Here is an 11,162-nt window from a genome sequence, read left to right on the forward strand (position 1 = left end):
CCTTAGATCTTTCCGGCCTTCTTCAGTGCAATGTACGTGTCTGCAAGACGTGCGGGCAAGAAGCCCGCGTCACAATCAACGACATAAGCGCCAAGTGCGCGAGAATCATTGGCACCGGCATCAAGGTCGCGGATCGTCGCACTTGCCGCGGCAGCGGTGAAGGCAGAAGCTGCGTCGCTCCAATCGCGTTCCATTCGACCAAGCTCGGGGTCGCGTGCACCCGCGACAACTACTCTGTGACGCTTGCTGAGCGCCGCAATGGCCTCGGAAAAATCTGCGTCTGTAGCTGCGGGAGGGATCTCGGTCAGTAGGACGACAAGCCCCGGGTGATGCATGCGCTTCTCAACTGAGGACACGACCAGCTGCCAATCCAGCGGGAGAAGGGAAGGCTGGACGCGCGAGAAAGCCTGCGCGGCCTCGCTAATCAAATTTCCCCCACGTGCCTGGGCAAGATCTTCGTGAATACTGCGGTCCAGAGCAAGCAGATGAACTTGATCTCCGGCGCGGTCAGCCAGAACCCCCAGCAAGAGTGCCGCCTCGATCTCAGCATCCAAACGAGGTGCAACCCCCAACTCGACCAGGTCTTTATCTCCCAAGTCCTTTTCCTGAGCCTCGCCCAAGAGCATTGCCCCCGAACGCCCGGTGTCGACAACGATCATGACGTGACGGTCGCGTTCGGGTCGCCACGTGCGTACAACCAAATCTTTTGAGCGCGCCGAGGCTCGCCAATCGATATCGCGCGGATCATCTCCGCGGACGTACTCGCGCAACGAATCAAATTCCGTTCCCGGGCCTCGAAGAATTGTGGCGGTTGTCCCCGCAAGCTCATGCAGCCGCGCAAGCCGAGAAGGAAGAAGACGCTTCGCGCGGAATGGAGGAAGCGCGGTCAGGGTTAGTGGCGCCGCAATCGAGGTCTGACGGGCGGCCATTCGCAGAGGACCCCAGGAACGAATCGTCACGTAGTCGGCGCGAACGCTTCCACGTCGCTCCAGCTGTAAGAGCGTCGTAAACGGCATCGGAACATCCGCTTCGAGCTCACACGAATGTGAATAGGGAGTGGGGTGTGCCGAGGGCGGCCACGCATCCCTTACATCCACGCGCATGGGGAGCGACGAGCGCAGAGAAAGGCGCGAATGGCCGGGAGAATCCATTGCAATAGGCGTATCGATGGAGCGCTCAATGACCAACTGCCTGGGGGAAGGCGCAAGGTAAGCATCAAAGGCCCACAGGCATGCGCACAGAACACACCATCCGACAATGAAACCCCATATCGGGAAGAAAAACAGTGGAATGACCCCCAAGAAAATGGGGATACTCGCGCGCCAAGACAGTGCCATCAGCGAGGAACCGGGACCTGCTCGAGGATCGATGCGATGACAGAGTGAGTGTTTAAGCCTTCCAATTCTGCTTCCGCCTTCATGCTCAGGCGGTGTGCAAGAACCGAGTCAGCCATTGCCTTGACATCATCAGGAGTGACGAAAGAACGTCCCTGAAGGAACGCCCAGACGCGGCACACGCGAAGTAATGCGGTTGCACCACGGGGAGAGACACCGATGCGGACAGCGGGAGAGGTGCGGGTCGCGCGGATGAGATCGACCATGTAGGTCAAAACCGCGGGGGAGACCTCAATGTGTTCTGCCTGCTCGCGAGCCGTCAAGATATCCGAGGCGTTTGCGACGGGGTGCAGATCAGCACTGCCCAAATCCAGTGGATTAAAACCATTTTGGTGGCGAAGAAGAATATTGAATTCGTCCTCGCGAGAGGGTAGAGGCAGATCAAGCTTGAGTAAGAAACGGTCGAGCTGGGCCTCAGGAAGGGGATAGGTGCCCTCATATTCGACAGGGTTCTGGGTGGCGATCACCATGAAGGGCGAGGCCAGCGGGCGGGTATGCCCATCGACACTGACCTGATGCTCTTCCATCGCTTCCAAGAGCGCAGATTGAGTCTTGGGGGGAGTTCGGTTAATTTCATCTGCCAGAAGAAGATTGGTGAAGATCGGTCCCGGGCGGAACTCAAACTCGCTCTTGCCGTTGTCCCACACCAAAGAACCCGTGATATCGGCGGGCATAAGGTCTGGGGTGAATTGGACACGCGTCATGGTCAAATCGATGCATCGAGCAAGGGTTCGAACCAAGAGTGTTTTTGCAACGCCGGGGACGCCTTCAAGCAGGACGTGTCCATCGGCTACCAGAGCGATGATCAGGCCGGTGAGTGCGCCTTCTTGGCCGACGACAGCCTTGCCGATTTCTGAATGCAGGGAAACCAGAGCGTCACGGGCATCACGCCCCTGGGGCGGTAGTTCGGGGCTTGTCATTGATACTCAATCTCCTGTGTGAGCGCGGATAGTGCTTCGGCCAATTCGACCAGTTCTAAGTTGTTTGTTGGGGCTGGACCCCACAGTAAATCACTCACGTGCTTGGTCAGCAATCCTCGCGCCGCAAGTGCGTGTTCTAGGGTGGCTCGCGGTGCTTTCGGGTCGATTCCCAAGCGCTTGGCGATTATCGTCACGGCTTCGATTCGTAAGAGGCGCGCCGCGTGAGCATGTTGCTTCTGCGAAGCCATTAGACGTCCGCGGCCTTTAGTTGTCTCTGATGAAGGGACGTAAGAGGGCAGATCTTCGGGAACCAAACGTCCCAATCGTTGGCCTCGAGAAAAACCGATGACGGTAATTCCGATGCCGATCAGCGAAAGGATTGGGATCAGCCACTCGGGTTGAAGAGTGTCAACTTTGTCGCTCGATAGGACGTTGTCTTTGCTGCCGTCATACCAGTAGATGGTTGGTTTCTGCGCCATGGCATTGATGACAAGTGCCGCATTGCCATCACTATCAATCCATTGATTTGATGCGATAGCTCCATCGGCGATGATCGCGCGGAAACGATCGCCCTCATTCTTTTCAAGGTAGGCATAGGCGTCATCTACAGGGAAACACTTGGTCCATCCAGCTTCGGTGGTGGTAATAAGCTGCCCACTCTCATTGAGCAGAGTTTGAGCTTTTTGCGCAGGCTCGGAAGCGCATTCTGCAGAGAGGATTTTCGTCGATTTTGCCGTCTTTGAAGTCGTCACCTCAATGGAGGGGGTATCAAGATCTGAACCGTAGTGAGATAGAAGATAGACAACACGATGAAGTTTCTCGTCGATTGCTTGTGCGGTGGCGTCAGGCAAATATCCAGGAGAGGTAATAACAGCGGTCGAATCAGGCGTTGAGCGTGCAATGAGTTCGCGTGCGGAGCGGACTTTCACGACCTTAACGCCGTGGTGACGCAGCGTTTGGACAAGAGCTTGAGCGCCATAATTCCCAGGGTTATTCGGCGATAGAGTTTCGCTGTCTTTTTCGTAGCGGGGGACCAAGGTGGTTGCGACGATAAACAACAGTCCCAAAAAGATGATGATGACAAGCGGGCGCATTCGCGTCCAACGCTGACGAGCAGTTGGCGAAACGACAGTGCTTTGAGTTGCCTTCATGCGTGCACTGCCTGCTTCTTGTTCTGCGAATAGGCAGCAATGAGCTGGTCCATCCCCGCGCAGTCCTCTGCGCTTGCGTGGCCTTCACCGTAACGTACCGAGGCGAAGATGGAAGTTGCGGAGGTAATGGGGGCAGTGAGGAAGGGAAGAGCATTTTGAGCTGCTCGGCCGGCTTCATCCGCTGTAAGGCCGGGAGTGTCTCGAAGAATGCCGTCGCGAGCGAGGTAGAGCACGAATAGTCGGTAGGACCAGATCAACGTAGCATCGAGATCTCCGCTTGCGCGAGCCTCGTCAATCCGCTTCATGACATCGCGCAGTGAAAGCGTGGAATCAGAGTCAAACACAGCAGTTCGTCGCATGCGGCGGCGCAGGCGGATCGGGTGGGTGATGACGATGATTGCGATGACAGCAAGTGCCACTAGTAAGAGGAAGATAAAGAAACCTTCAACGGGGAAACCGACGGGTGCAGCCTTACTAGCACCGCTCACGAGGTGTTGAATAAGCCAGTTGAAGAAGCGTGATAACGCGGACGGCGGGGTGGGTAGGTAGTCGGGACGCGAAAGCTCCGCTGACACCCATGCGCGAGCTTCCTCGTCGTCGGGTGTCAGCGGAGCTTCACAGAAAAACATCAGGCGCGAGAAGCTTCCTGAGCAATCATGGGAGCAAGGTTCTCCTTGCGCATGCGCTCATCCAAGTACATCAGAGTGTAGAAGGACGACTGAACCGGGATCACAACTGCCGACAGTAGCGCACCCAAGAAGGCCGAGAAGGCGACGAGCAAGCCCAGTGAGTCAGCGGCATTGGCGCCAACGCCCAGAATTGCACCGACGATGGCCCCCAGAACTGAGGTGATCAAAGTGGTGACGATACCGATGAGCAAGATGCGGCCCAGAATTCGCCAGAAGGAACCCTTCGACAGTGACCATGAACGCTTCATGGCATCGACCGGGCCGAGTCCCTCAAGGACGACTGCACTGGAAGTGAATGCGAACTTCACGGTCAAGAAACAGGCGATCGCGATCAGAGCAACGATCATGAGGAAGATGATCGACAAGGCTCCACCAATGCCTGCACCCGCAGAATCTAAGCTACGAGCCGATGCCGTGTTAACAACCACAAGGAAGAAGGGGATCAGGAAGACCAGCAAGACTACCACGATCGCCACGAATTCAATGATGCCGATGAGGAGGGTTGCCAGAAGAACCGGGACGAAGCGCGGCGAGAAACGGTGCCATGCGTCCGCGGGAGAAGACTTACGTCCGAGGACTGCATCCCACACTGTCAGTGCAAGCATGCCCGAGAGGAACGCGGTTGCGAGCAGGGTAAGTCCGTCTGTTGCGAAGGAACCCATACTGCTGCCCAACGAGTAGACCAAATCGTCGGTATCTCCGGAGCTAAGTGCACGCGTTAGTGAAGACGTCGATGACGAAGCGAAGAAGGCCTGAACAAGACCGACGACCGCCATAATCGCAAAGGCAAAGCCAAACATGGTTTGCGGGTTGACGCGAACCGCCTGGAAGGCGCCATTGAAGAGCTCGCCAACGGTCAGTGGGCGGAGCGGGATAATTCCGGGCTGTGCAACGGTCCATGCGGTGCCGCCCTGAGTCTGAGTGCCCTGCCATGCGGCATCGGGCTGAGGTGTTGCACCCCACTGCTGCTGAGGCTGTGCGGGCTGCTCGGGTGCGCCCCAAGGCTGCTGAGCCTGCTGAGGCTGCGCCGGCTGTGCGGGCTGCTCAGGTGCTCCCCAAGGCTGCTGAGCCTGAGGAGTCTGAGGAACTTGAGGTGTTGAGGGAACAGAACCCTGCGAGGGATTCTGAGAAGAAGATGACTGGGGTGCCCACGGATCATTCGTGGGAGCGCCCTGAGGATCAGACATTATTACTCCTATATAGGTGACACGTGTCTTCCCGAATATTGTGCCATGCATTCAACTAATCAGAAAGAACTGAGGAAGTAGTCAGCGCGTCTTCAGCATCTGTTATGTTGTTAAAATTCACCGCGTCTTTTCGACACACCTGTCAGTTTCGTGACACAATCGTTACATGAGTTCACGGATCCTGGTCGTTGACGACGATGTCGCGCTTGCCGAAATGATCGGAATCATGCTTCATGCTGAAGGTTTCGAGGTCGCTGATTGCGCAGATGGAGCGCAAGCCCTTGATGTTTTCCATGAAGTTTCACCGGATCTTGTCCTTCTGGACCTCATGCTCCCAAACGTTGATGGGATTGAAATCTGCCGCCAGATTCGCAGGGAATCCGATGTCCCCATTGTCATGCTGACTGCTCGATCCGATACAACAGATGTCGTCGCCGGTCTTGAAGCCGGGGCAGATGATTACGTTCCTAAACCTTTCAAGCCCAAAGAGCTAGTCGCGCGGGTTCGTGCACGACTGCGTGGCAGAGATGACAGTGGTGAAGAACTGGTTCGTCTCGGGGATCTTGTGATTGATGTTCAGGGTCATAGCGTGCATCGTGGTGGTCAAGAATTGCCTTTAACACCACTTGAATTCGACCTGCTCGTGACTCTTGCGCGTTCCCCGTGGAAGGTATTCTCCCGCGAAGAGTTGCTTGAATCTGTGTGGGGTTACCGCCACGCTGCAGACACTCGCTTGGTGAATGTCCATGTCCAGCGTCTGCGTTCAAAAGTTGAGCGCGATCCGGATAATCCCGAGGTCGTTGTGACTGTCCGCGGAGTAGGCTACCGCGCCGGCAACGCCTCGTCATGATAGGCACAGATGGGGGAGTGCTCTCGACGCCCCCAGTTCCTGAGTCTCATGTTGCGCCACTGGAGCGCGTCCTTCTGTTTCTTCAGCGTCTTTTCCGGCCACTTCGGCACTGGCGTGGCTGGGAACGTATTTCTCAGTGGGAAGCTCTACGAGCAATTCGTAATTCCGCTTCTTTGCGTGCGGCTTCGTACCTTGCCGCGGTGTCGATGGTGCTCATCCTTGTCGCGGGAACAATTGTTGCAACTCAACTGCGCAGTAGTGTTTTTGAATCTCGACGAACCGCAGTACTTTCAGATGCGGCTTTACGTTTTTCAACTGCGCAATCGGTTTTCGACCAGTCAACAGCCAGCACTCCTGATCAGATTCAGGAATCAACCCGGCAGCTTGCAACCTCCTTACGTGTTTCTGCCTCGGGTACTGGGGCGGTTTCTGTTCTGCTCTTGCGCTCCAAATCGCAATCGCAATCGCTTCGGATCAATGAGATTGTTGACCCCGCGGTCTTAGGTGTCGTTAGTGAAGAGATGAAAAATGCCGTAGCAGGATCAACGGATCCCCAATGGCAATCAGTCTCAATTCCTTCGGCGCGTGATGCGAGCCAGCGAGTGCCTGCAATCCTTGTGGGGACGAACGTTCAGGTGCCGCGAGCAGGAACCCACCAGCTGTATATCGTTTATTCGCTTCAAGCAGACCAAGAACGCATTGACACCGTCATGGGAATCTTGATCTTCGCCGGGATTCCGTTCTTGTTGTTGATTCCGATCATCACTTTCATCTTGATCTATCACATCTTGGGACCGGTACGTCGTACTGCGACAGCGGCAGGAAAGCTTGCTGAAGGAAATCTTGATGTTCGAATTGACAGTAGTGATGCGCGCGGTAGCGATGAGATGGCAAATCTTGGGCGTGCCTTTAATAACATGGCCGAATCGCTTGAGAAGAAAATTGATGAATATGACGAGCTCTCTCGGCTCCAGCAGCGCTTCGTCTCTGATGTTTCTCACGAACTTCGCACGCCGCTGACGACCATTCGCATGGCGGAAGAAATGATCTGGGATCAACGTAAGAATTTTGATCCTGTGACCACTCGGAGTGCAGAACTGCTTCATGAACAGGTTGAGCGCTTCGATTCCATGCTGGCTGATCTCCTAGAGATCTCACGTCACGATGCGCAATCTGTCGACCTCACTGCGGAAAGTATTGATCTTCGCGGGTTGGTTACGCGTGTTGTTAACGCAAACAGTGAGCTTGCGCAGCGCTTGGGAGTCGAGGTCATTGTCAATGCGCCGACGCATCATTGCACAGCAGAAATTGATGATCGACGTATTGAGCGTGTCATTCGCAATCTCTTGGTGAACGCTTATGAACACGCAGAATCTCGACCTGTTGAGGTGACCATTGCTTCGAATGAAACCGCTGTCGCGGTACGCGTACGTGACCATGGCGTCGGGATGGAACCAGCAACGGTCGAGCGCGTTTTTGACCGCTTTTACCGTGCGGATCCTGCGCGAACACGTACCACTGGAGGAACGGGTCTGGGCTTAGCAATTTCCTTGGAAGACGTTGTTCTTCACGGAGGAACATTAACTGCATGGGGCGAGATTGGAGTCGGATCCTCTTTCATGATGACGCTTCCCAAGAAAGTCGGGACCGCGATTTCAAGTGATCCCTTAGAACTGTGGGAAAAGGAGTGAAGATGAATCAGCGACTGTGTCTTGCTGTATTGGCTATTCTCAGCAGCCTTTCGCTGGCTGCCTGCACTTCCTTGCCAACTTCCTCCTCACCTTCACCATTTGATGTCGATGCCCCCAATGCTCAGCCGGTTGATTTGGCAGCGGGTGGTCCGGTGGCTGATGCGGATCCGGAAAGCCTGCTCAGTAGTTTTCTCTTGGCCTGTGCCGCGGGAGCTTCTGACGACTACGCAACCGCGCGTCTTTTCTTAACCAGCTCCTCTGCACAGACGTGGGACCCGCATAAGTTGGTGACGATTTATTCAACGGATTCAACACCGAAGGTGTCTTACTCTTTTGATCCTTCGAAAACGGACACCCTGAATGCATCGATCACTGCCACCGGTGTGGGCTCTGTTGACCAAAATGGTGTTCTTTCCCCCGCAGAAACTTCCTCACTTGAAGCGCGCTTCCATTTGGTTCGTGAGAATGGCCAGTGGCGTATTGACGCACCTGCGGATGGGGTCGTGGTTTCTCAGGCATCATTTACGGCATCGCACGAACTTGTTTCGCTGATGTTTCTTTCAGCGACCGGCGATTCTCTGGTTGCTGATCCGCGCTGGTATCCCACGCGCCGTGTTGAAACCCATATGCTCGAGGGGCTGATCGCTGGACCACAGTCACATCTCTCAGATGCCCTAGTAAATGCAATCCCTTCGGGTACCTCGATTTCAGCTGGCGGTATTGAACTCTCCGATCATGTTGCGAAGGTGTCTTTGAACGGAACGCTTCCCAGCGACGATCGCGGAAAACAGTTGATGGCGTGGGAGATTTCCCAAACCCTCCAGCGCTCGGGCCGCGTGAATTCTGTTGAAATTAATGTCGGAGGAGAGCCTCTTCCTTCCTCAGGACTTCCTTCCCAGCCATCCTTTGATCTTGATTCAGCGGTTGCTTTCAATTCGAATGGTTTGGTTCGAATTGATGGGCGTAGTGTTTCGACCCGGATTCTTCCCATGGTGCCTTCATCGTCTGCCTCGCTTCCGGCGGTCTCTCCAGCCTCTTCCTCCTTGGTTGCTTGGCGCGAGGATGATCGTCTTGTTCTGGTGGATTCCTCAACCAATGCGACGCGGGTAGTGGACGGGTCTGAAGGTCAGTATTCGCCTTCTATCGATCGTTTCGGATGGGTGTGGGACATTCCTCGGGGAGGGAACCTGAGGGCCTCGCGAATTGACGGGCAGAACTTACCGATCGCCTCGGAAAATCAATCCCTGAACGGGGTGAGTGCGATGCGAGTCTCTCCCGATGGTGCACGCGCGCTTTTGCTTCGCCAGGTTGGTGGCTCCACAAGTGCCTGGATTGCCGGAATTGAGCGCCGAGGCAGTGGTGAGCCGATCGCGCTCACTGACCCCGAACCCTTGGCTGGCTTGTCGACCGGTGTCAATGATGTGTCGTGGGCGGGGCGTTCTACGGTTGTTGCCGTGCGTCAAGGGGGGCTCCACGCAGGCAATGATCAGGTTGATGAAGTTTCTTTGGTGACTGTGCCTGTCGGTGGTTTTCCCTCGGTTCTTGCTCTTCCCACTGGGACTCAGCGGCTGAGTGCAGGATCGTCTTCGGCGACAATGGTGATCCGTGGGAAAGACGGTAATTATCAGGTTCGTTCCGGGGCACTATGGCAATCCCTCGAGGGAAACCTTCGCGACGTGAACTTCCCGGGCTGAATCGTTTTCTCCACAGATTTCCTATGTGGTCTGCGTGTGCTTTCTTTTCGTGTTGAGCTTCCTTTATGGCAGTTTTTCACGAGGTCACGCGGGAGTTGGTCAGTTTATGTATCCCCAGCAGTTGCGCTGGCTGTGGCGCGTGGGATCAGACCTTGTGTGACCAATGTTTTGGGTTGTCACAGTCCTTTGTTCCGACATGGGAAGTTATCGATTCGGGTTGGGCAGAATATCCGCTGTGGTCACTAAGTGATTACTCTGGACCAATGCGGTCCATTATTTTGGCCGCAAAACACTCCGGGCGCGTAGATTTATCTCCTTTTCTTTTCGAATGCGGAAAGAGTATCGGTGATGCACTGGGAAAGAGCGGGATGCTTGAGGTGGGCGATCCCCATGCACGTTTGTGGATTGTTCCTGCACCGTCCAGCTGGAAACGACGTTTCTTTGGCCATCCCATAACCTCGCATATCGCCCATGGTGTGGCTCAAGGAATTCGTTCATCGGCACTGCTTCCGGTAGTGGTTCGCGATATCTGTAGGTTGGACCCCTGGGTCTCATCGCAGGCTGGAAAGAACTCGGATAAGCGCAGAGAAGCTCGACGTGGACACATGTATGTATCAATGCCGATTCCTCAGGATGTGGGACTTGTAGCAGTCGACGATGTTGTCGCAACAGGGGGAACGATGAGCGAATTATTCCGTGTGTGCGGGCAGAACTGGGTGGCAGGAGCGTGTATCGCGCGGTCGCGACGATAGTGTTGTACCTATGATGCAGATCACCGTTATCTGCTATACTCGATGCATCTCTTCCAGTGGTGGTTTTCCATCACATGCTGATCGGGGGTGGTAGTTCAAGACACTCCGGGGCAATGACGTCGCCGGGTTTTCGATCGCGACTGTGGTCGCATTTTATGATGTGGAGAGAAATATGGACATCACAGTAGCTGCACGTAATGCAGAGATTCATTCGGACTTCCGCGCATACATCGAAGAAAAGCTTGCGAAGGTTACGCAGTTTTATCCTCGAGCCCAAAGGGTTGATGTTGAGTTAACCCATCAGAAGAATCCGCGACAGGCTGATACAGCAGAGCGGATTGAACTAACAGTCTTTGGCAAGGGCCCAATTATTCGAGCAGAGGCAGAATCTGCAGACCGCTACGCCGCGGTTGATATTGCCGCTGGAAAGCTTTTTGAGCGCCTTCGCCGTATGCGTGATCGGGCGAAAGATCACCACCGCACGGAAGAAATTCTTGCTCCTGATTTAGATGTTCTTCCCGCAAGTGTTGGGGGAGATGAGGAACTTGTCGAACAGGCTCCAACATCTTTGAGGAGCGCGGGGGATCTGAAAGTCGGAGAAGCTCGTGAAGAACAGCTGGGTGATAGTCCAATTATTGTCCGCCAGAAGGTTCATGAGACGGTTCCTATGAGCGTTGATGAGGCATTGAATCAGATGGAATTGGTGGGACACCCCTTCTTTCTCTTTGTCGATGAAGAAACAATGCAGCCCTGCGTTGTCTACCATCGCCACGGGTGGACCTATGGTGTTCTGCGTCTGAACGCAACAGTTATTCAAACTGGCGAATAATACGC

10 protein-coding genes are annotated in these 11,162 nt (G+C 54.9%); 5 read left to right on the forward strand and 5 right to left on the reverse strand.

What is annotated here, in order from left to right; all coding sequences use genetic code 11:
* Positions 1-2 precede the first annotated feature (2 nt).
* From QZR18_RS03090 to QZR18_RS03110, 5 genes are read right to left on the reverse strand one after another with little or no spacing between them, the layout of a single operon-like run.
* Positions 3-1,337, reverse strand: a complete 1,335-nt coding sequence (locus QZR18_RS03090; protein WP_295910313.1) for a DUF58 domain-containing protein — start codon at positions 1,335-1,337, stop codon at positions 3-5.
* Entirely contained in the window at positions 1,337-2,314 is a 978-nt protein-coding gene (locus QZR18_RS03095; RefSeq protein WP_178706685.1) for a MoxR family ATPase, read from the reverse strand. Before QZR18_RS03095 ends, QZR18_RS03090 begins: the two co-directional genes overlap by 1 nt.
* Complete coding sequence (locus tag QZR18_RS03100; RefSeq protein ID WP_178706688.1) at positions 2,311-3,465, reverse strand: DUF4350 domain-containing protein; 1,155 nt, start codon at positions 3,463-3,465, stop codon at positions 2,311-2,313. Before QZR18_RS03100 ends, QZR18_RS03095 begins: the two co-directional genes overlap by 4 nt.
* The gene (locus tag QZR18_RS03105; protein WP_295910316.1) at positions 3,462-4,094 is read right to left on the reverse strand and encodes a DUF4129 domain-containing protein; all 633 of its coding nucleotides are present in this window, start codon (positions 4,092-4,094) and stop codon (positions 3,462-3,464) included. The genes QZR18_RS03100 and QZR18_RS03105 overlap by 4 nt, the downstream gene beginning before the upstream one ends.
* A complete protein-coding gene (locus tag QZR18_RS03110; protein ID WP_295910318.1) occupies positions 4,094-5,341 on the reverse strand; it encodes a glycerophosphoryl diester phosphodiesterase membrane domain-containing protein in 1,248 nt (415 codons plus the stop codon). Before QZR18_RS03110 ends, QZR18_RS03105 begins: the two co-directional genes overlap by 1 nt.
* Positions 5,342-5,507: 166 nt before the next feature.
* Here QZR18_RS03110 and mtrA point away from each other — a divergent pair, with 166 nt between their 5' ends.
* From mtrA to raiA, 5 genes are all read left to right on the forward strand, one after another.
* Positions 5,508-6,191, forward strand: coding sequence for an MtrAB system response regulator MtrA (gene mtrA, locus QZR18_RS03115; RefSeq protein WP_178703698.1), 684 nt, complete (start codon positions 5,508-5,510; stop codon positions 6,189-6,191).
* Between the two features lie 17 nt (positions 6,192-6,208).
* Positions 6,209-7,882, forward strand: a complete 1,674-nt coding sequence (gene mtrB / locus QZR18_RS03120; RefSeq protein ID WP_295910319.1) for an MtrAB system histidine kinase MtrB — start codon at positions 6,209-6,211, stop codon at positions 7,880-7,882.
* A 2-nt stretch (positions 7,883-7,884) separates the two neighbouring features.
* Entirely contained in the window at positions 7,885-9,576 is a 1,692-nt protein-coding gene (locus tag QZR18_RS03125; protein WP_178703700.1) for an LpqB family beta-propeller domain-containing protein, read from the forward strand.
* 263 nt (positions 9,577-9,839) lie between these two features.
* A complete protein-coding gene (locus tag QZR18_RS03130; RefSeq protein ID WP_178703703.1) occupies positions 9,840-10,328 on the forward strand; it encodes a hypothetical protein in 489 nt (162 codons plus the stop codon).
* 172 nt (positions 10,329-10,500) lie between these two features.
* Positions 10,501-11,157: a ribosome hibernation-promoting factor, HPF/YfiA family gene (gene raiA / locus QZR18_RS03135; protein WP_295910324.1), complete on the forward strand. Its 657-nt coding sequence runs from the start codon at positions 10,501-10,503 to the stop codon at positions 11,155-11,157.
* Positions 11,158-11,162 lie beyond the last annotated feature (5 nt).

The organism is uncultured Actinomyces sp. (assembly GCA_900541895.1).
Lineage (GTDB): Bacteria > Actinomycetota > Actinomycetes > Actinomycetales > Actinomycetaceae > Pauljensenia.

What these genes read in the sequence shown, in the direction of transcription:
- QZR18_RS03125 (WP_178703700.1), top strand. Translation starts at nt 7,885, where the DNA reads ATGAATCAGCGACTGTGTCTTGCTGTATTGGCTATTCTCAGCAGCCTT.
- QZR18_RS03130 (WP_178703703.1), top strand. Translation starts at nt 9,840, where the DNA reads ATGCGGTCCATTATTTTGGCCGCAAAACACTCCGGGCGCGTAGATTTA.
- QZR18_RS03095 (WP_178706685.1), bottom strand. Translation starts at nt 2,314, where the DNA reads ATGACAAGCCCCGAACTACCGCCCCAGGGGCGTGATGCCCGTGACGCT.
- QZR18_RS03100 (WP_178706688.1), bottom strand. Translation starts at nt 3,465, where the DNA reads ATGAAGGCAACTCAAAGCACTGTCGTTTCGCCAACTGCTCGTCAGCGT.
- QZR18_RS03105 (WP_295910316.1), bottom strand. Translation starts at nt 4,094, where the DNA reads ATGTTTTTCTGTGAAGCTCCGCTGACACCCGACGACGAGGAAGCTCGC.
- raiA (WP_295910324.1), top strand. Translation starts at nt 10,501, where the DNA reads ATGGACATCACAGTAGCTGCACGTAATGCAGAGATTCATTCGGACTTC.
- QZR18_RS03090 (WP_295910313.1), bottom strand. Translation starts at nt 1,337, where the DNA reads ATGGCACTGTCTTGGCGCGCGAGTATCCCCATTTTCTTGGGGGTCATT.
- mtrA (WP_178703698.1), top strand. Translation starts at nt 5,508, where the DNA reads ATGAGTTCACGGATCCTGGTCGTTGACGACGATGTCGCGCTTGCCGAA.
- QZR18_RS03110 (WP_295910318.1), bottom strand. Translation starts at nt 5,341, where the DNA reads ATGTCTGATCCTCAGGGCGCTCCCACGAATGATCCGTGGGCACCCCAG.